The sequence below is a fragment of the Paenibacillus dendritiformis genome (assembly GCF_021654795.1).
Lineage (GTDB): Bacteria > Bacillota > Bacilli > Paenibacillales > Paenibacillaceae > Paenibacillus_B.
Genome location: NZ_AP025344.1, coordinates 2,888,291 through 2,907,209, shown reverse-complemented (window position 1 = coordinate 2,907,209; position 18,919 = coordinate 2,888,291). Strand labels below are relative to the sequence as shown.

Below are 18,919 nucleotides of genomic sequence, written 5' to 3'. Positions count from 1 at the left end.
CTCACAGATTCCGGAGCGTCAGATGCTCCGCGATAGGACCAAGCACGGCAGCCGGGAGGAACGTAAGCGCCCCGATAATAAGGACCGTTCCAACCAAAATACCGACGAAAAGCTTATTATCGGTCCGGAACGTCCCGGTCGTCTCGGGAACGGGCTGCTTCCGTAGCAGCGATCCGGCTACCGCAAGCAGAGCGATCATCGAGATGTAGCGCCCAAGCAGCATGACGAGCCCGGTCGACAGATTCCAGAACGGCGTGTTGTCCCCGAGCCCTTCGAAGCCGGAGCCGTTGTTGGCGGCGGAGGACGTATACTCGTACAGGACCTGGGTAATGCCGTGGAAGCCCGGATTCGTAATGGCCCCCCGGCCCAGATCGGTAACGAACGCAATCGCGCTCGGCGCCAATATGATAAGCGGATGCGCCAGGATGGCGATCGCAATCAGCTTCATTTCCTTCGCTTCGATCTTCCGTCCCAGAAATTCGGGAGTGCGCCCGACCATCAGCCCGGCAAGGAACACCGCCAGGATCGCATACATCAGCATGTTCACCAGCCCGACGCCATCCCCGCCGAAGACGCAGTTCAGCATCATCTGCGCGAGCGGTACCAATCCGCCCAGCGGGGTCAGCGTATCGTGCATATTGTTGACCGAACCGGTCGTCGCGGCGGTTGTCACCGTCGTGAACAGCGCGGACTGGGCGATGCCGAAGCGCACCTCCTTGCCTTCCATATTGCCTTGGGACGCATCCACCCCGAGCGCGCTCCATGCGGGATTGCCCGCGCTCTCGGCATAGCAGGCCAGGCTGAGGAATAGCAGGAACAGAATCGACATCGCGCTGAAAATAACCCATCCCTGCTTCCGGTTCGACGCGAAGCGGCCGAATGTATACGTAAGCGCGGCGGGAATGCACCACATCATCAAGATTTCGAGCACATTCGTGAGCGGAGACGGATTCTCGAACGGATGCGACGAGTTGACGCCGAAGAAGCCGCCGCCGTTCGTCCCGAGATGCTTAATGGACACGAGCGATGCGACCGGGCCCGCAGCGATATGCTGCGTTCCGCCCTCCAGCGTCGCCGCTTCCGCCGCCGGAGTCAGCGTCTGCGGCACCTTGAGCGCCCCCAGCACCAACGCCATCACGATGGCGAGCGGCAGGAGAAGACGCACGTGCGCCTTGACGAAGTCGGTGAAAAAGTTGCCGATGGCCCGGCCCGTCAAGCCGCGCATGAACGCGATCGCCACCGTCAAGCCCGTCGCGGCGGAAGTGAACATCATCATCGTAATGACCGCCATTTGCGAGAAATACGATAATCCCGTCTCGCCGCTGTAATGCTGCAGATTCGTGTTGGTCATGAAGCTGATGACCGTATTGAACGCCAGCGTGTGCTCCATCCGCTCCGTTCCGTTTGGATTCAGCGGCAGCAGATGCTGGACCCGTAAGATGACGTAGCTAACCGCGACGAGCATCAGATTCGTGGCAAGCAGGCTGAACATATATTTTTTCCAGCTCATATCCGGACGGCGGGCAAGCCCGCCCAATCTGTAGATTGCGTTCTCCACCGGTCCGAACAGCCGGTCCGTGCGATTGGGCTCATTGGAGAACACAGCGTATATATAAGTGCCGAGCGGCTTCACCAGCAATAACAGCGCGAGGAGCACGACGGCGATTTGCAGCCAGTCCATAGAGCTTGCCTCCCTTAATTTCCTTCTATTGCTTCAAAATTTCTCCGGATGAACCAGAGCATAGCCTAAATATAAGAAGAGAAAAACAGTAACAATCCCGATGACAATCATCCGCGCTCTCCTCCTTCATCCACGACCCGCCCGCACCAGGCCAAGAAGCCATAGAACAGGGCGAATGCCGCAGCAATGAGCACGGCCATAACGAGATCAGACATGCGGATACCTCCTTACGAATAAGCGGCCGGTTCGTCCGTTACCAGGAACGAATAATTCCGGCTCGAGGTGTAAATGACATAGTTCGCGCCCAGCCCGCGGTAGATAAGCCGCGGATTTTGATTTGCCGTGATGACATAAATCGGCTTCGACGTCCAGCTCCGGCAGATTTGCAGGTAACGGCAGCACAGATTCAAGCTTCGTTCGAATAAAAAGATTTTGCCGACGGCCAGCTGCGGGATGACCCATGTTTTCTCATCGGACGTATGGAGCAGAATCAGATGGCGAGCGCCAAGAGCGCGCATCCGCTTAAGCTCACTACGGTTGTTCGCCAGGGCGGCGAAGGGAATGTCCTTCTCCAGCAGCAGCTTGACGAACGCTTCGCCTGCGGCATTGGGCGCAGACACCAGTACGACTTCCTGTTGATCCATTTCTTCTCTCCTCCGATTCTTCGTCCGGAGACAGCAACAAAAAGAAGCCGGCAACAAGAGGAACTCTTCTCGCGGCTTCCAGGCACAGCAAATATAACCGTGTCTTTCACGACGTTCGTTGCCTCTCTCGGTACGCTTACGAGGTTAGCTGTCGGATTCGGGCGAGAGAGTCGCCCTACCTCGGGACATGGCGCATCATCCGCGCCTTCGCATGCCCCGGGATTCACCCCATGAATGTCCGCAGACATCCGGTTGGTTCCCCCGCTCCCTGCCATGCAGGGATTCAGCGATACAGACAATCATGTGCAATTGGCATGAAAAAAGACCGCAGAGGAACCCCCTGCGGCCGCAATGGTCACAAGTTCATCATCCTCCCCCTCATGAGCGCAGCAGCCGCAGGTGGCGGAATGCCGCACTCAACAACGCTTACGAGGTTAGCTGTCGGATTCGGGCGGTGAGAGTCGCCCTACCTGAGTGATGCGGCCCTAGGCGCCGCGCTCAGGATTCACCCCATGTGCCGCTGATCGGCTCTCACACCGATCAGGCCGCACCGTTGGTTCCCCCGCTTTCCTTGCGGAAACTCAGCGATTGTAAAATGAAAATATTTGAAATTCATGAATCGTATATTACGCTTGCCTCCACGCTTTGTAAAGGAAGCGGAAAGGCAGAAAAACTCCTTTTTGGCAAGATTAAAAGAAACGGCGGCGCTTACAAACGGCCCTTTCTTGGCCTGCCTCGCTGCAGCTCGTGTTTTCGCGGTTATCCTACTTCGGCGGGAGAGCGTCCTCTCTTCGCGGGAACATCGGGCTTCATTGGACCGCTCCCGGCTCCCGAAATGCACAAAAAAACCGTCTCCTCACAAATGGTTGCGGCGATGCCTCCATCTGGTCCAGAAACGGTTTCTTTATCTGTTTGGACGGCCCACGGCCCTTCCGTCCGTCTATTCAAGCTGTGACGACAAACGAAAATCCTTCGATGTCCTCGGCCGCCTCCTCGAACAACTCCAGCAGCTTGCGGCCGTACTCGCCCAATCTTTGCTCGCTTGCCTCATAATCGAGCCAGGTGACCGTTAGCGGCAGCTCGACATACCCGGTCAGACAATCCCAGAGCGCATCCAGGTTGCGGCCGTAATGCTCCGGCAATTCCAGCGCTTCCTGCAGGAACGCATGGAGCTGTTCCTTGCTCTCGATGGAGCTCCCCTCCAAGACGACATTGCGCACGGAGCGTCCCCCTTTCTCATTCTATCGGTTCGAACGTCTCATAGTGGTCTTCGGTCTTATAGATCAGTCCGTCGTTGGAAAACACAATTCTGTCCTTTCCACGATGGCCCTTCGTATAGTTGATATCCGCTTCATACCAGATTCTGCCCTTTTTCTTGGGCAGCTTCCCTTCCCGGTTGCGAAATATGTCGCCGCCGATGCTTTTGCCTGGAGCTGCCTCGTGCAGATTGCCTTGGCGGGCATCCCAGCCCAACCTCCTCGCTTCCTCCTTGGTGATGAAGTTATCCGGCAATTGCTTGTGCGCCTTGATATAGCTCGCAACCTCTTCGAAGCCGGTCAGCTCCTGCTTGCCCGAATCCGGAATGGCGGACGGCTTGCTGTCCAGACCGCAGCCGGCCAGCAGCAGCAGGCTCAATAGAAAGACCAGTACGGATTTGATGACTTTCAACGATGTCTACCTCGCTTCGCTCTTCGTAGAGCAGGAGGCTTCATGAATGCACTTCCTGCCCTCTCGCTGTAGTATCATATATCTTGGCCCTATTTTCAAGCCTTTGCCTTGCGAATGCCTCTCTCATTCCGCATCTAACAAATTCTAGGTCACTATCTGCGGGTAGAATGTCCAATCAAGGCCAAAACGCCTTGCATATGATGCCATTAGGTTCGACACTAATGAGAGAGAGGAGCTGAGACTCATGTCTCATGGATGCAAAGGCGAAGAATTTTGCCCGACAAAAGCGGTGTTCGATCCGCCGCAATATATCTTCAACAAAATGTATCATCCACAGAAGGTCGAAGTCATCCACCCGATCGAGATCATTAATCAACATTTCTGCGTGCCGGTATTCAAGCATGTGTTTCCCGTAAAAGAGAAGGATGTATTTTGCTCCAGCGCAAAAAAACGGAGAAGAGCAAGAAGATAATAAATATTTCCATTCCGCTCCTTATCATTGACAAACGGATGAGACCAGGCATATGATAACAACGTAAATTTCATCAATTCCTCGTTAGGTGAGGCTCCTATACAAACATAGGCCACTGCCCGGAAATATCGAAAGATACCAATGGGTAGAACAGGAACTGCCGGATTAAGGCTTTTCTTAAGGTGGCTAAGAGCGGACGCTCTTTACGTTGTATAGTGCTAAAACTGGACTAGGGGGAGCAAGCGCCGTTATCTCTATTTCTGCGTGTATTCAACCCTCTAGCTCAGCTGGAGGGTTTTTTATTGACTATCAAAGGGGGGAATATGTCCATGGACAGTGGACCGAGCAGCTATCAGCCGCATAGGCGCCAACATCCTGCACTGAGGAAGAGCCGTCTGCTCGCCGCTCTTCAAGCGATACCCGACTTATTATATTCCCCCGAAAAAAATCGATGGCGGCGGGTTTATTTAAGTATGCGTATGTGACTTGAACGGCATCGGTATACGGTTCCGGCTCCCTCTGGATACAGGGGGAGCTTTTTATGTTGATGTTCAGAACGAATCGATACCGTGGGGATTCCTTCCGAGATGACCTGCGAGAGGAGGATTTGACAATGGCACGTATAACGAAGCGCAAAAACGATCTGGCGCAAAAAATCACGCACCGCCTCATTCAGGCATCCATCTCGCTGCAAGAAGATGTTCTGGAAGAATGGAACACCCGCCCTCAAGGTCTGACCGAAGCCGAAGCGAAGGCGCGGCTTGAGCATTACGGCAAAAATCTGGCAGTTCGCGGCAAGCCGCCTGCTTGGTATATTCAACTGCTGTCGTGCTTCGCCAACCCATTTATTTTGATACTGCTTTTCCTGGGGCCTTTTCCTGCATCGCGGACCAGGATATCCAAGCCGTTCTCATCATCGCAACGATGGTAACCGTCAGTGTCATCATTACGTTCACCCAGGAATTCCGCTCGGCGCGCACGGCCGAGAAGCTGTCGGCCCTGGTCCGGACGACTACCTCGGTATGCCGGCAGGGACGCCGCCAGGAGATCGACAATGAGCTGGTTCCCGGGGATATTATCCGCTTGTCCGCCGGGGACCTGGTTCTGGCTGACGCGAGGCTGATCGCCGCCAAAGATGTGTATGCCGGCGAATCCGCCCTGACGGGCGAGGCGCTGCCTGTCGAAAAATTCGACACGCTCCCGGAGGGCATATCCCGGCTGGCGATCGCGCGCCGAGCCTGCGAATGCGCTTGGGCTGACGAATATATGCTACATGGGTACGAGCATCATCAGCGGCTCGGCGACGGCCGTCGTTGTCGCCACCGGTTCGGAGACTTATTTCGGTTCCATGGCCAGCCAGCTGACGGGCAAAGCCCCGTTCACCAGCTTCGATCTCGGCGTGAAGAGCATCACCTATCTGCTGATCCGCTTCATGCTGATCATGGTTCCGGTCATTTTTTTGGTCAGCGGATTCACGAAGGGCGATTGGTGGGACGCCCTCTTGTTCGGCCTGTCGGTAGCGGTCGGATTGACGCCGGAGATGCTGCCTGTCGTCGTGGCCGGGAATCTCGCCAAGGGAGCGGCGGCGATGGCCCGCAACAAAGTCGTCGTGAAACGCCTGCACGAGATCCAGAATCTTGGCGCCATGGATATTCTGTGCACGGACAAAACGGGAACGTTGACGGAAGACCGGATTATTTTGGAGGAGCATCTTGACATCAATGGCAATCCGGACAAAAGCGTACTGGATTATGCCTGCTTAACAGCTATCATCAGACCGGCCTGACCAATCTGCTCGATGCCGCCATCTTGCAGCATACCGAGCATTCCCACATGATCGACCGCTATGCGAAGCTTGATGAGATTCCATTCGACTTCAACCGGCGCCGGATGTCTGTCGTCCTCCGCGAGCCCGAAGGTGACCATCTGCTCGTATGCAAGGGCGCGGTGGAAGAATTGCTTGACATCTGCACGCATGTCTACGAGCAGGGCCAGATCGTCCCGTTCACTTCCGCACGCGCAGCCAAGGCGCAGCGCCTCGCCCGCGAGATGAACGAGGACGGATTGCGCGTGCTGGCCGTCGCGGTGAAGCGGACCCCTTCCCGCGATGAACCTTACGGCATCCCGGATGAACAGAATCTTGCGCTTGTCGGCATCCTCGCCTTCCTTGATCCGCCGAAGCCTTCCGCCAAGAAGGCTATCCGGGCGCTGGCAGACCATGGGGTAAATGTGAAAGTGATCACGGGAGACAATGCGGCCGTCGCCTGCAAAGTATGCAGGATGTCGGGCTCCGCACCGAGGCGGTTCTGCTTGGAGACGCCGTGGACGCCCTGACGGATCAGCGGCTGGCCGAGATCGCGGAGTTGACCACCGTGTTCGCCAAGATCAATCCGCTGCAAAAAGCGCGAATCGTTCGCGTCCTCAAAAGCAGAGGCCATACGGTCGGGTTCATGGGCGACGGAATCAATGACGCCGTGCCGCTGAAAGAAGCGGATGTCGGCATTTCTGTCGATACCGCTGTCGATATCGCCAAGGAAGTATATTAAAATGACCGCGAGTTCCAATTTCGGCAATATGTTCAGCGTTCTGGCCGCCAGCGCCTTCCTTCCCTTCCTGCCGATGCTGCCGATTCATCTGCTGCTGCAAAATCTGTTTTTTGATATTTCCCAGCTCTCGATTCCGTGGGACACAGTGGATAAAGCGTATTTGCGGAAGCCTCAAAAATGGAATGCCAAGTCAATCAGCAGATTTATGGTGTTCATCGGCCCGATCAGCTCGCTGTTCGATATTACGACATATGCCTTGCTGTGGTACGTCTTCGCGGCCAATTCCGCAGACCAGCAAGCTTTGTTCCATTCCGGCTGGTTCATCGAGGGCTTGCTGTCGCAGACGCTGATCGTTCATATGATCCGCACCGGGAAAATACCCTTTGTCCAAAGCATGGCCAGCACTCCCGTGCTCGTGTTGACGGGACTGGTCATGGCATGCGGAATCGCGCTTCCTTATACCGGAATGGGCGCCGCCATCGGCCTGGTGCCGCTGCCGCTGTCGTTCTTCCCGTGGCTTATCGCGACGTTGCTCTGTTATTGCGCGCTGACCCAGACGATCAAGACCTGGTATATCCGCAAATTCGGGGAGTGGCTGTGAACTCCACAAAAATTGCTTGACTTCCGCGGTAACATCGAGCTGCCCGCATCATACGATGTGGGTAATCATCGATGGAAGGAGATTATGATCATGGAAGTTCCGATTACCGGATTTGTGCATCATAGCGAGGAGGGAAACATGCACTCCCACAAGTTATATATTACTTCGTGGAATGGGAGACCTGTGCATGTGCATGAATTTTCCGGCGTGACGTCCGTGGAAGTCGGTCATCGGCATAAATACGCCGGAACGACGGAAGCGGCTCCGAGCGGAGTTCAGCATACGCATCAATATTATGCGGAAACCTCATTCGATGCCGGTCATTCGCATATTATCAGAGGCACGACGGGCCCGGCCATTCCCCTGCCCGGGGGCGGGCATATTCATATGTTCGAAGGCGTCACGACCGTGAATGGAAGCACGCCCCACGTCCATCATTATGAAGGCAGAACGGGGAATGAAATCTCCCGTTAGGGCGCAATTTCCTGTTTCTTCATAAAATGGCCGTCCCGGCACATACTAAGCGGCAAAACGATATGTAAGGAGGAGCCATTTCTTGCGGATACAGCAGATCGAGACCTTTCCGCTCTTCTATCGTCTTGCCCGGCCATATGGCGATGCCAATGGCCTTAAAATGTACCGGACGAGTTATATTATCCGGCTGACAACCGACACCGGCGTTACCGGATGGGGAGAATGCGCCGACTGGCTGCCGACGCTGCACTCCGGCTTCCATGAGCGGATTATTCCTTTTTTGACAGGCAAATCCGTCGCCGATCGCGGCGCCTGGCTGCGCATCATCCGGAATTGGCATGCGCGCGCGGCTGCGGCCGTCAGCATGGCATGCACTGAAATTATGGCCCAAGCGGGCGGTATGTCGGTATGCGATCTGTGGGGAGGAAAGCATCGGAGCCGCGTGCCGGTGTATGCTTCTTTCCAATCCTATTGCGAAGAAGCGGATTGGATGCAGGTTTCCCTGCAGCAAGTGGAAAGAGCATTGAACGACGGATTTGACAAGATCAAGCTGAAGATCGGAGGGAAGTCGGTCGCTGAGGATCAGGAGCATGTGCGGAAGGCACAGACGCTGCTGTCGGGCGGCATCGGATTGGCCCTCGACGCGAATCAGAGCTACGACGCCGCGGCGGCGCTGCAATGGCAGACGCTGCTGCAGTCGTGGCCCAATCTGATGTGGCTGGAAGAGCCCCTTCCTGTCGCGCAGGTCGAAGAATACGCGCTGCTGAGACAGCGGATCGCGGTGCCGCTGGCCGGAGGCGAAAATCACGGTTCAGCGGCCGCTTTCCTCCCCTTGATGACGAGGCGGGCGATAGATATCATTACGCCGGATCCGCTGCATATGGCCGGGATCGACGAGTACAGGCACGCGGTGTCCATGGCGCGCACATTCGGCCTGCGCGCGGCTCCGCACGCCTATGACGGGGCGCTGTCACGCTTGTACGCCATGTTCGCCCAGGCTTGTATCGAGCCGTGGACCAAAATGGGCACGGATTCGATCGAGCCGGTGGAATGGGACGTAATGGACAATCCGTTCAACCGCCTTGTTCCGCTGCGGCAGGAGAACGGCGCCGTTACCCTTCCAGAGGGAACGGGGATTGGACTTGAACTCGATCAAGAACTGCTCGCGTTCTATCAATGGGACGGCAGCGCCTATTCATAGGCATGCCGTCCCTACCGGGCATCTGCAGAAGCGGGCCGCTGTAACGTCCCTATCGGCTGGAGATGCCGACGGAGAAGCTCCGCCTGTTTTAGGGAGTCCCTTCTCCTTCCTCGCGGAAGCGGTATGTCCAGAACAATTCCCGGCTGTGCCGCGCCCGGAACGACGGCTCTTCCAGCGTTCCCTCGCCAAGCAAGTGCCGGACCTGGCTCTTGTGCGCATGAATCGCATGTATCTTCTGCTCGACATAATCGCTGACATCGCGAACCTCGTCCGGCGGGCCGAGCAGCTTCTCGCGGCCGGCCGCAATCGCGATGCACAGGACGCGGGGACGCTTATCCTCCGGCATCCGCCCCACGGCCCGGACGACGGCGGCCCCGGTTGCGTCATGGTCCGGATGCACGCTGTACCCGGGATAGAAGGTATAGACGCATTCGGGCTCCAATTCCGCCAGCAGGGCTGCGATCCGATCCGCGAGCTTCTCTCCGTCTTCGAATTCTATCGTTTTGTCATGGTATCCCCACATCCGCAGGTCGCGAATGCCGATGCGGCGGCACGCTTCCTCCAGCTCTCCCTTGCGGATGAGCGGCAGCGTAGCCCGGTTCGCGAACGGAGGGCTGCCCATATTCCGCCCCATCTCCCCCAATGTCAGGCAGGCGTAAGTGACCGCGGCTCCGTCATGTATATGTGCGGCCAATGTGCCGGCGATGATTCCTTCGTCATCCGGATGCGGCAGGATGACGACAATATGACGCTGTCTGTTCATAAGATGTCTGCTCTCCTCTTCATCACCTTTAAAATGGTTCTTCGCTTAGCTGCAGACTGACGATCAATCTGCCCTCCCGATCATGGCCCGCCATAATCAGCCTGGCGTGCGCCTGCGCCTCCTCGTCCCAGTGGGTCAAGCCTTCCGCGTACACCCAGCCGTCCGGGGTCTTCAGTCCGACCCGGTACGGTCCCTTCCCGGCGATCGAGCCTTCGGCATAGCGGATGACGGTATTGGTGACGAAGGCGGAAGCGGTATGCTTGGACTTATCGCGATGAGACGCATAGGCCCCGGTCGTCATCTCGAGATGGAGATATAAGGGCTTCTCCCGCCATAATTGCAGGGCATGCTGCACCTTCTCTGGCTGTATCAACTGCATATTCTCATTCCTCCGGACATGGAACAGCCCCTCGTCCGCCGCAAGGCGCAAGGGGCTATCTTCTGTGTTATCGCCGCCGGCGCGTGGAACGGCGGCGGCGGCTGCCATCATTACTTGTAGTGTACCGGAATTTCTGCGATATGGGAAGCGATCTTCAGCGTATCCGGACCGGAACGCGTCCCGTTCCTATTCCGTCCGCGGCTTCCCCGCCGGCAGATCCAGGTCATAATAATCGTTCGCATTGCGGATTCGGAAGCCGCAGGATGTGTACAACCCAAGCGCATTCTCATTCTCTACCGCCACTTCGAGAGCTGCGTCCGCCGCTTCATGCCGCTCCCTAATGAGATGGAGCATATGCTGGAGAATCCGTCTTCCGTACCCCCGCTTCCGATGCTGCGACAAGATGCAAAATCCAAAAATGAACGCCACGCCTTCTTCGAGCATGACATGAATTTTCCCGATCGGCAGCGGTTTTCCGTTCAGTGGCCGCAGATCGGCGATATACGCTGTGTCGGCCCGCGATTGGAAGGAAGCCTCCACATAGTCCCGCGCATCCGCTTCATCCATACCGAAGCCATCCGCGCTCAGACGCGTGAGAATCTCGATGTCGCTTGCTTCCGCCTTGCGGAGCGCTATCTCTGCATCCGGCGTGCCGCTCAGCGCCGCTTCATTCCACCCGCCGAGCTGCATCCAGTATTCCGAGAAGTTGTATCTCGCTCCCGCGCTCTCCGCATATGCCCGGCCGGAGTCCGAGCGCCGCTCGCAGATGAAGATAAGCTTTCCTGTATTCCGGCGGATGCATTCCTCCTGAGCGGCGCGAACCAGCTTGCCGAATATGCCTTGGCGGCGATACTGCGGATGCACCATTCCGCTCACTTCCACTTCGGACGATAGGAATTGATACAGGCCCAGAAATCCGACAACTTGCCCGCCTGCGTAATACAGAAAGGCAATGATCGCATCGTCCTTCCGGTCTTGCAGCATGTCCCAGTTCAGCTTCAGAATGATTCCGTCATGCTCATTGCATAGGTCAGCCAATTCACGAATGGCGGCAAGCTGCTGTGCATCGAGCCGCTTGAACGCGTGTTCGCCATCCTGGTTCATCGCCCGCTCATCTCCCATTCTTTCACTGTCGATTTCCTATTTCCTTCTCCATAACCTCCGCCAGCCCGCGAACGGATTGCGATCCGAGATCGCCCTCGCCCCGCTTGCGCACAGACACGCTTCCATCCCGCTGCTCCTGCTCCCCGACGACGAGCATGTACGGAATTTTGGCGCGCTGGGCATCGCGTATTTTGAAGCCGAGCCGTTCATTGCGGCCATCGACTTCGGCTCGAATGCCGCGGGCTGCGAGCGCCTGCTTCACCTGAAGCGCATAATCCGCGAACATCTCGGATACAGGGAGCACCTTCGCTTGAACGGGCGCCAGCCACAGCGGGAACGCGCCGGCATAGTGCTCGGTCAAGATCCCGATGAACCGGTCGATGGAACCGTACATCGCGCGATGGATCACGACCGGGCGGTGCTTCTGGCTGTCCTCGCCGATATAGGCGAGATCGAATTTCTCCGGCATCTGGAAGTCCAATTGAATCGTTCCGCACTGCCAGCTCCGCTTCAAGGCGTCAAGGATATGGAAATCGATTTTCGGCCCGTAGAAGGCGCCGTCCCCTTCGTTAATCCGATAATCGACGCCGCGCCGGCCGAGCACCTGCTTCAGCGCCCGCTCCGCCTCGTTCCACAGTTCCTCCGATCCCATCGAATCCTCCGGCCGGGTAGACAATTCGATCTTGTACTCGAAGCCGAATACGTTGTAGAGCTCGTCAATCAAGGACATGGCTTCGTTGATCTCGTCTTCGATCTGATCCGGACGGACGAAAATATGCGCGTCATCCTGGCAGAATGTGCGGACGCGAAGCATGCCGTTCAAGGCGCCCGACATCTCGTGGCGATGCACTTGACCGAACTCGCTAAGCCGGATCGGCAGCTCGCGGTAGGAATGCAGGCCATGTTTGTAAATCAGCATATGTCCCGGGCAGTTCATCGGCTTCAGCGCAAATGTCGTCTCGTCGACCTTCGTGAAGTACATATTGTCCTTATAATGATCCCAATGCCCCGACTGCTCCCACATCCGGTTATTCATCATGAACGGCGTGCGCACTTCCTCGTAACCGCGCTGCCGCTGCAGCTCGCGCGAGAAGTTCTCCAGCTCCGTGCGAATCGTCATCCCGTTCGGCAGATAGAACGGCATGCCCGGCGCTTCCTCGGAGAACATGAACAAGCCCAGCTCCGTGCCCAGCTTGCGGTGATCGCGCTTCTTCGCCTCCTCCAGCCGGTGCAGATGCTCGTCAAGCTGCTCCTGCTTCACGAACGCTGTGCCGTATATCCGCTGCAGCATTTTGTTGTTCGCGTCGCCACGCCAATAGGCCCCGGATACCTTCTGCAGCTTGAACGCCTTGATCCGTCCGGTGGACGGCAGATGCGGACCCCGGCACAAATCGACAAATTCGCCCTGCTTATAAATGCTGATGACCGCGTCCGCAGGCAAATCATGAATCAATTCCAGCTTCAACGGCTCTTCCCGTTGTCCAAAGAGCCGCAGCGCTTCCTCGCGGCTGACCGCTTGCCGCTCGATCGGCAGATTCTGCTGAATGATCCGCGACATTTCTTGTTCGATGGCCGCCAGATCCTCTGTGGACAGCGGCCGCTCGATATCGATGTCATAATAAAAACCATCCTCAATGACCGGGCCGATTCCAAGCTTGACTTGATCGGCTCCATATATCCGCTGAATGGCTTGCGCCATGACATGCGCCGTACTGTGACGCAGGATGCCGAGCCCTTCCGGGCTGTCCTGCGTAATGATTTCGACAAGGCTGTCATGCCCGATCGTCCGGTTCAGATCCACGAGCGCGCCATCGATCTTGCCGGCAACGGCCTGCTTCTTCAAGCTGGCGCCGATCGAAGCCGCCACGTCCGCGATGGTCGTGCCCTGCGTATACCTCCTGTTCGAATTGTCTGGAAATGTAACCTTGATCTCCATGCTTCAGCCTCCCTTTCCTCGATTCTGGTCCAAGCTCGATGAACGCACGCGGGAACGCAAAAAAACGCAGCTCTCCCGGACAGGGACGAGTGCGTTCCGCTCGTGGTTCCACCCTAGTTCGACCTTGCATGGCCGCCTGGCCGCTTCGCTTCACGAGCCGTGCAGATGCAAGATCCTTCATTGGACATCCGGTAACGAGGATGAGACGGTGCCGCTTACTTCCGCCGCTTATTATTCGCTCGACGGGTTCAACGCCACGGCTGCAAAGGGGTAATTCCGCAACCGTAGCCGAAGAAGCTTGCAGCAGTCGCTTCTCTCTCTGGGCAGCCCGTGCAGGGAATCATGTCTTTGGTCATTGCCTTGTGAATATGGAATTAATATTACACGCGCATTTCAAAAAAAGTCAAGTCCTTTGCTCACGTTGATTTTTCTGCAAAATAGCGTTCCCAAGCTGCCCCCATGCCTGATACGGCGGGGTTCAGCCTTTCAGCTTCTGATTCATAAATACGACTTCGCGGGCAAGCCGCTCCAGTCTGTCGCGAACATCCGGATCGGCTATCTGCCGCTCCGCATTGAAATGATCGTCATGCAAGTAGACATAGCTTGGCGCGACGAACGCCCGCAAATAACCGGCGATCGGCTTCAACTGATTCTCCACGACGAGGTAATGCTGGTACGTGCCGCCCGTCGCGACAAAGCCCATCACTTTATTGTACAAGGCGGCGGTCGGAACCAAATCGAACAGATTTTTCAGCACGCCCGTAATCGAAGACTGGAAAATCGGCGTCCCGATAATATAACAATCCGCGGCCGACACGATATCGATGACGGTCTTCGTATCCCCCGTATAAGCCGACGGATCTCTTCCGTCGCAGAACTGGACCTGATATTCCTTCATATCGAGATATTCGGTCTCGATATCGGGATGGAAGCGCTTCGCCGCCTGCAATGCGCTTTGCACCGCGATTCCCGTCTTCGAACCCACGATCGTTCCAGATATACCGAGTAATTTCATGCCCGACACTCCCTCTCTTCTTCCGACTATCACGTCGTTCGACATCCATATCATGGTTTTGCTACTTTTACAACATTTATGTATAATAAGTATGACCTACACGGATTGGCTTTGTCAATCCGGTAACGCGGCGGACGCCGTCTCGCTTATAGATACATTATCAACTTCTATGTTGACTATGTATGCGTCGTTCGTTAGAATATGACTATTGCAATTGACAAGCATTGGCAAGCTCCAATGCAATGGCGGCGGAAGGCAGAGGTTCCTCTCTCCCTTCCGCTCTTCTTGTTGACAGACTCCGATAATGAAAGGATTGAGTACGCGCGATGAAAGACTATCGAGTGCTTCTTTTTTATAAATACGTTGCGATTCCCGACGCGGAAGCCTTTGCGGCCGAACATCTGCACTATTGCAAGGACCTCGGCGTCAAGGGGCGCATTCTGATTGCAAGCGAAGGAATCAACGGCACGCTGTCCGGAACCGTGGAACAGACCGAACGGTATATGGCGGACATGCACCGCCATCCCCTGTTCGAGGATCTCGTGTTCAAGGTGGACGAGAGCGGCGGGCATGCCTTCAAAAAGCTGTTCGTCCGCCACAAAAAGGAACTGGTTACGCTTCGCTACGACCAGAAGCTTGATCCGAACACGGATGGCGGCGGACGGCTAAGTCCGGCCGAGTTCCAGCAATATTTGCAGCGTGACGATGTCGTCGTCCTCGACGGGCGGAGCGGCTATGAGTATGATCTGGGCCATTTCCGGAACGCGATCCGTCCGGATGTGGACAGCTTCCGGGAATTCCCCGGCTGGCTCCGCGACAATATGGAGCAGCATAAGGACAAGACCGTCATCACGTACTGCACGGGAGGAATCCGGTGCGAGATGCTGACGGCCGTCATGCGCAAGGAAGGCTTCAAGGATGTGTATCAATTGGACGGCGGCATCGTGACGTACGGCAAAGACCCCGTCACGCAAGGCCGGCTGTTCGATGGAAGCTGCTATGTGTTCGACGAACGAATCTCGGTTCCGATCAACCATACGGACGAGAGCGTCGTCGTGGGCACCTGTTATCATTGCGGCCAGCCGACCGAAAATTATATCAACTGCGCGGATGATACCTGCCATCGCCAGCATCTGTGCTGCGATGCGTGCCAAGATAAGCACGAGGGCTATTGCTCCGAGGAATGCCGGGAGCATGATTCGGCCTCCGCGCCAGCGGCCCGCTAGCAGGGCGGTGATGGCCCATGATGAATAACGCGACGCTCTCGACGCGCGAGAAAATCATGCATATGCTCAAGACGGACGGCGAGCTGAGCGCCAAAGCGATGAGCGAGCGGCTGGGGATCACCTTGATGGCTGTGCGCCGCCACCTGAATGCGCTGGAACGCGATCATTTGATCGAAGCCGGCACCGTCCGCCAGCCGATGGGCCGTCCGATGTCCGTCTATCGTTTAACTCCCGGCGCCGATGATTATTTTCCGAAGAATTATCATGCCGTCGCCCTGGAGCTCCTGGCCGAGCTGGCTCACGATTCCGGAGGCGACATGGTGAACCGCCTGTTCGATCTCCGGCAGCGCTCCTTGTTCGCTCAATACGAGTCCCGCCTGCGCGGAAAGGATCTCGCCGATAAGATCGCGCTGCTGACCGATATTCAGAATGAGGGCGGCTATATGGCAGAATGGGATAAAATAAACGAGAACGAATTCGTCTTGACCGAATACAATTGCCCGATCGCCCGAATTGCGAAGCAGTATAACCGCGCCTGCGCCTGCGCCTGCGAGCTGCGGCTGTTCGAGGACTTGCTCGGCGCGGAAGTGGAACGGACATCCTGTCTGGCCGGCGGAGACAGGAAGTGCGTCTACCGCATCCAGGCGGCCAATGGCGGAATCCGGTCAGCCGAGGGGGGAACATCATGAACAATATGGGCTTCGTCATCGTGGAAGTCTGCGCCAATAACGGCATTAATTCCGACGCTCTGGAGGAGTTCGAAGCGGAGAATCCGGATATTGCCGTCCTCCGCATGGAGTGTCTGTCGCTGTGCGGCCTGTGCGCCCGCCAGCCCTATGCGCTCGTCAATGGGAAGCGCGTCACGGCCCGTTCCGTGAACGAATGCCTTGAGCGCGTGAAGGATAAAATCGCGGCAGAGCTGGATGAATATGCGGAGGAAGATCCGTACGAAGAGTAAAGGAAACGCAAAAACCAGTAATACACATCTTATTGTGTCTTACTGGTTTTTGCGTGCTGTTATTTCAAGGCGATGCCGAATTCCGAACCCGGGGCGCCGGCGAATACGATCGTGCCGTGCTCCGGCAGCGTCACCTCGCTGTTGCCGCTGACGACCGTGAAGTTCACGCATAGGCCCTGCTCGTCATAGACCGCGAACGCGCCCTTCGCCGGCAGCGCGACGGTCATCGTTTTGCCTGCGGCCGCTTTCGGAACCGTGAACCACTTGGCATGCCCGTTCGCTTGCAGCGTGACCTTGGATTCCTTGCCCGCGTAGAGCGGCTTTACTTTGTCCTCGCTCACATACAAGCTGCCGGCCGCCTCCATATATTCCGCGCCATCCTGCTTGAAGAAGCGGAATTCCGCCGTATCGCGCCCTCCGACGGTCGGAATGTGAAGCTGGGTTACCGCCGTGTTCGGGCCTGTAATTTTTTTATCTCCCAGATAGCCCGGAAGATCGACAGCGCGGTCAATCCGCAGCGTCGGCTGCATCAAAAGATAAATGATAGAGGTATACTTTTCATTCACGAGATAGTACGCTTTGCCGTCCCGCTTCGCCCAGGCGTCCGCCGTCTTCTTCGGCAGCGGATGGTCGGTCAGCTTCTCCGCGGCATAATGGGACAAGGCAAGCTGCCCCAATCCCGGCAGCGACAAATAATCTCTTAACCACAAATAGGTGCGCCCGTTCTTCCCGGTCACGAAGCTGACCTTCGAGCCGCCGTCTTCGTTCACGAAGCTCCCGTCTGCGGTATATACATATCGCTCCCGCGCATTGTTGATTAGAAAGGCCATTGGCAAGGACAGTTCTCCGCTTTCGCTGATCTCTACCTGAATCTGCCGGCCCAGGAAGCCGTAATAGCCCGCCAGCTTCTCCATTTCCGCAGGCATCTTGGCTGTGACCGGCTTGCCGAAGGACTTCTCCGGCTTGATGGCTGTGATTCCCCCCTTCTCCTTCAATGCATGCAGCAGCAATTCGTTCGCCAGCATCTGGTTGGTTGAACTTGAACCGCCGGAAGACAGCACCGCTGCCGCCATCTTCTGCTCCGGAAGCACTACGAGGATAGAGTGGTAGAGCATCGCATCCCCGCCCTTGGCCAAGCCCTGTATTCCGTATTCATCGAACGGGAACAGCTTCACGCTGTCCCAGCCCAGACCGTAGTTGATCATGCTGTCCGCATCTTCCGGCCACAGCCCCTTCTTGTACTCCTCCTCCGCCATGGCGCGCACCGCCTGGCCCGAGAGAATGCCATCCGCTTCTCCCGTAAAGATTTGCGCAAACCGGACCAAATCCTCGGCCGTGGAGTACATTCCCCCTGTCCCGATCACATTGGCGGATTCATACGGAAGCTGCCCTTGGTATACGGGGTAATAGAGTGCGGCGAGCTGGCTTCTATCCACTTCATCCTGGGGCGTCTTCGTATGGGTCAGTTGCATTGGTTCGGTAAAATATTTATGAAGAAATGCGGTAAAATCCATGCCGCTGACTCTCTCTACCAAAATCTCCGCGAGCGTAAATCCGTCGTTGCAGTAGACCGAAAACGCTCCCGGGTCGGCCTTCAAGCTCTGTCCGGACAATTGCTTCAGCAAGGTATCATGCGCATAGCTGTCATTGTCCTCGAATAAGAACGCACTGCCGAGGCTGGAACCCTGAAGGCCGGAGGAATGGTTGAGCAGCATGCGCGGCGTAATCTTCTTGTACCGTTCGTCCTTCATCGTGAAATCGGTTATGTAGCGGACCAGGGGCGCATCGAGATCGATCTTGCCCTCGTCAGCCAGCTTCATGACGGCAGCGGCCGTGAACACTTTGCTCGTCGAGCCGATGCCATAGACCGTATCCTTGGTCAACGGCCTCTTCCCTTCCATATCGTTCATGCCGGTCTGGCCGGAGACGATGATCTTGCCGTGGTCAATGAGCGCATACTGCACGCTGATCGTTCCATACGTTTCGGTGAGCAGCGCCGCCTTCTCGGCCGCAATCTTCTCTAATCCTTCAGCGGCAGCCGCGACAGTGCTGCTGCCGGACGGGGACGCCATCGCCGCATACGGCCCGATCATCGACAGCGCCAGCGCTGCGGCCAGCACCCAAGAGAGCCTTTTCTTCATTCCCATTCCTCCTCATTGCAAATCTATTAATTAGTACGATCTGCCAGCCAGAACGGTTCAAAGAAATCGGAAAAAAATGGTGAAAAAACACCCCTTCCCGATCTGCAGAT

Annotated in this window: 23 protein-coding genes, 1 pseudogene and 3 riboswitches; of the genes and pseudogenes, 13 read left to right on the top strand and 11 right to left on the bottom strand. The window is 56.5% G+C overall.

What is annotated here, in order from left to right:
* Position 1 precedes the first annotated feature (1 nt).
* The 5 genes from kdpA to L6439_RS12690 all read right to left on the bottom strand — a co-directional run bounded on the left by kdpA (position 2) and on the right by L6439_RS12690 (position 3,993).
* Positions 2-1,681 (bottom strand): potassium-transporting ATPase subunit KdpA, encoded by a 1,680-nt coding sequence (gene kdpA, locus L6439_RS12710; protein WP_213471376.1) that lies wholly within the window; start codon positions 1,679-1,681, stop codon positions 2-4.
* A gap of 33 nt (positions 1,682-1,714) precedes the next feature.
* Entirely contained in the window at positions 1,715-1,792 is a 78-nt protein-coding gene (kdpF, locus tag L6439_RS29670) for a K(+)-transporting ATPase subunit F (protein ID WP_083835564.1), read from the bottom strand.
* 116 nt (positions 1,793-1,908) lie between these two features.
* Positions 1,909-2,325 carry a hypothetical protein gene (locus L6439_RS12705; protein ID WP_168178429.1) on the bottom strand — a complete coding sequence of 139 codons (417 nt, stop codon included), beginning with the start codon at positions 2,323-2,325 and terminating at the stop codon, positions 1,909-1,911.
* A gap of 117 nt (positions 2,326-2,442) precedes the next feature.
* A riboswitch (cyclic di-AMP (ydaO/yuaA leader) is annotated at positions 2,443-2,624 on the bottom strand.
* Positions 2,625-2,733: 109 nt separating this feature from the next.
* Positions 2,734-2,922, bottom strand: a riboswitch (cyclic di-AMP (ydaO/yuaA leader).
* A 347-nt stretch (positions 2,923-3,269) separates the two neighbouring features.
* A complete protein-coding gene (locus L6439_RS12695; RefSeq protein WP_168178427.1) occupies positions 3,270-3,545 on the bottom strand; it encodes a barstar family protein in 276 nt (91 codons plus the stop codon).
* A gap of 16 nt (positions 3,546-3,561) precedes the next feature.
* Complete coding sequence (locus L6439_RS12690; RefSeq protein WP_213471377.1) at positions 3,562-3,993, bottom strand: ribonuclease domain-containing protein; 432 nt, start codon at positions 3,991-3,993, stop codon at positions 3,562-3,564.
* Between the two features lie 244 nt (positions 3,994-4,237).
* On the opposite strand from L6439_RS12690, the gene L6439_RS12685 reads away from it, so the two are divergent.
* The 9 genes and pseudogenes from L6439_RS12685 (at position 4,238) to L6439_RS12650 (ending at position 9,287) form a co-directional block, all read left to right on the top strand.
* Positions 4,238-4,465 (top strand): hypothetical protein, encoded by a 228-nt coding sequence (locus L6439_RS12685; RefSeq protein WP_168178425.1) that lies wholly within the window; start codon positions 4,238-4,240, stop codon positions 4,463-4,465.
* Positions 4,466-4,538: 73 nt separating this feature from the next.
* A riboswitch (M-box (ykoK) riboswitch) is annotated at positions 4,539-4,708 on the top strand.
* A 298-nt stretch (positions 4,709-5,006) separates the two neighbouring features.
* Positions 5,007-5,396 (top strand): cation-transporting P-type ATPase, encoded by a 390-nt coding sequence (locus L6439_RS29875; RefSeq protein WP_237096847.1) that lies wholly within the window; start codon positions 5,007-5,009, stop codon positions 5,394-5,396.
* Positions 5,390-5,593, top strand: a pseudogene (locus L6439_RS29870) (P-type ATPase actuator domain-containing protein); the annotation flags it as partial. The gene L6439_RS29875 and the pseudogene L6439_RS29870, both read left to right, overlap by 7 nt.
* Positions 5,594-5,738: 145 nt before the next feature.
* On the top strand, positions 5,739-6,251 hold the full coding sequence (locus L6439_RS29865; RefSeq protein WP_269155987.1) for an HAD-IC family P-type ATPase: 513 nt from the start codon (positions 5,739-5,741) through the stop codon (positions 6,249-6,251).
* A 23-nt stretch (positions 6,252-6,274) separates the two neighbouring features.
* Complete coding sequence (locus tag L6439_RS29860; protein WP_475720939.1) at positions 6,275-6,799, top strand: HAD family hydrolase; 525 nt, start codon at positions 6,275-6,277, stop codon at positions 6,797-6,799.
* Entirely contained in the window at positions 6,787-7,011 is a 225-nt protein-coding gene (locus tag L6439_RS29855) for an HAD-IC family P-type ATPase (protein ID WP_237096845.1), read from the top strand. Before L6439_RS29860 ends, L6439_RS29855 begins: the two co-directional genes overlap by 13 nt.
* Before the next feature lies 1 nt (position 7,012).
* Positions 7,013-7,612 carry a cation transporting ATPase C-terminal domain-containing protein gene (locus tag L6439_RS29850; RefSeq protein ID WP_237096844.1) on the top strand — a complete coding sequence of 200 codons (600 nt, stop codon included), beginning with the start codon at positions 7,013-7,015 and terminating at the stop codon, positions 7,610-7,612.
* Between the two features lie 90 nt (positions 7,613-7,702).
* Positions 7,703-8,086 carry a YmaF family protein gene (locus L6439_RS12655; RefSeq protein ID WP_168178424.1) on the top strand — a complete coding sequence of 128 codons (384 nt, stop codon included), beginning with the start codon at positions 7,703-7,705 and terminating at the stop codon, positions 8,084-8,086.
* 82 nt (positions 8,087-8,168) lie between these two features.
* Positions 8,169-9,287, top strand: coding sequence for a mandelate racemase/muconate lactonizing enzyme family protein (locus L6439_RS12650; RefSeq protein WP_213471378.1), 1,119 nt, complete (start codon positions 8,169-8,171; stop codon positions 9,285-9,287).
* Between the two features lie 88 nt (positions 9,288-9,375).
* Here L6439_RS12650 and bshB2 read toward each other — a convergent pair whose 3' ends face one another.
* From bshB2 to thrS, 4 genes are all read right to left on the bottom strand, one after another.
* A complete protein-coding gene (gene bshB2 / locus L6439_RS12645; RefSeq protein ID WP_213471379.1) occupies positions 9,376-10,050 on the bottom strand; it encodes a bacillithiol biosynthesis deacetylase BshB2 in 675 nt (224 codons plus the stop codon).
* A 28-nt stretch (positions 10,051-10,078) separates the two neighbouring features.
* Positions 10,079-10,429, bottom strand: coding sequence for a YojF family protein (locus tag L6439_RS12640; RefSeq protein WP_168178421.1), 351 nt, complete (start codon positions 10,427-10,429; stop codon positions 10,079-10,081).
* Positions 10,430-10,615: 186 nt separating this feature from the next.
* Positions 10,616-11,533, bottom strand: coding sequence for a GNAT family N-acetyltransferase (locus L6439_RS12635; protein ID WP_168178420.1), 918 nt, complete (start codon positions 11,531-11,533; stop codon positions 10,616-10,618).
* A gap of 22 nt (positions 11,534-11,555) precedes the next feature.
* The gene (gene thrS / locus L6439_RS12630; protein ID WP_168178419.1) at positions 11,556-13,469 is read right to left on the bottom strand and encodes a threonine--tRNA ligase; all 1,914 of its coding nucleotides are present in this window, start codon (positions 13,467-13,469) and stop codon (positions 11,556-11,558) included.
* Between thrS and L6439_RS12625 the strand changes: the two genes are divergently transcribed.
* Positions 13,459-13,743, top strand: a complete 285-nt coding sequence (locus L6439_RS12625; RefSeq protein WP_168178418.1) for a hypothetical protein — start codon at positions 13,459-13,461, stop codon at positions 13,741-13,743. The two genes, thrS and L6439_RS12625, sit on opposite strands and share 11 nt — an antisense overlap.
* Positions 13,744-13,947: 204 nt before the next feature.
* On the opposite strand, the gene L6439_RS12620 is transcribed toward L6439_RS12625, so the two are convergent.
* Positions 13,948-14,484 (bottom strand): NADPH-dependent FMN reductase, encoded by a 537-nt coding sequence (locus L6439_RS12620; RefSeq protein WP_168178417.1) that lies wholly within the window; start codon positions 14,482-14,484, stop codon positions 13,948-13,950.
* 326 nt (positions 14,485-14,810) lie between these two features.
* Between L6439_RS12620 and trhO the strand changes: the two genes are divergently transcribed.
* The 3 genes from trhO to L6439_RS12605 are packed head-to-tail and all read left to right on the top strand — an operon-like array spanning position 14,811 to position 16,668.
* A complete protein-coding gene (gene trhO / locus L6439_RS12615) occupies positions 14,811-15,710 on the top strand; it encodes an oxygen-dependent tRNA uridine(34) hydroxylase TrhO (protein WP_213471380.1) in 900 nt (299 codons plus the stop codon).
* Between the two features lie 17 nt (positions 15,711-15,727).
* Positions 15,728-16,399, top strand: coding sequence for a helix-turn-helix transcriptional regulator (locus L6439_RS12610; RefSeq protein ID WP_213471381.1), 672 nt, complete (start codon positions 15,728-15,730; stop codon positions 16,397-16,399).
* Entirely contained in the window at positions 16,396-16,668 is a 273-nt protein-coding gene (locus L6439_RS12605; RefSeq protein ID WP_168178414.1) for a YuzB family protein, read from the top strand. Before L6439_RS12610 ends, L6439_RS12605 begins: the two co-directional genes overlap by 4 nt.
* Before the next feature lie 59 nt (positions 16,669-16,727).
* On the opposite strand, the gene L6439_RS12600 is transcribed toward L6439_RS12605, so the two are convergent.
* Positions 16,728-18,809 (bottom strand): serine hydrolase domain-containing protein, encoded by a 2,082-nt coding sequence (locus L6439_RS12600; protein WP_213471382.1) that lies wholly within the window; start codon positions 18,807-18,809, stop codon positions 16,728-16,730.
* Positions 18,810-18,919: the final 110 nt, after the last annotated feature.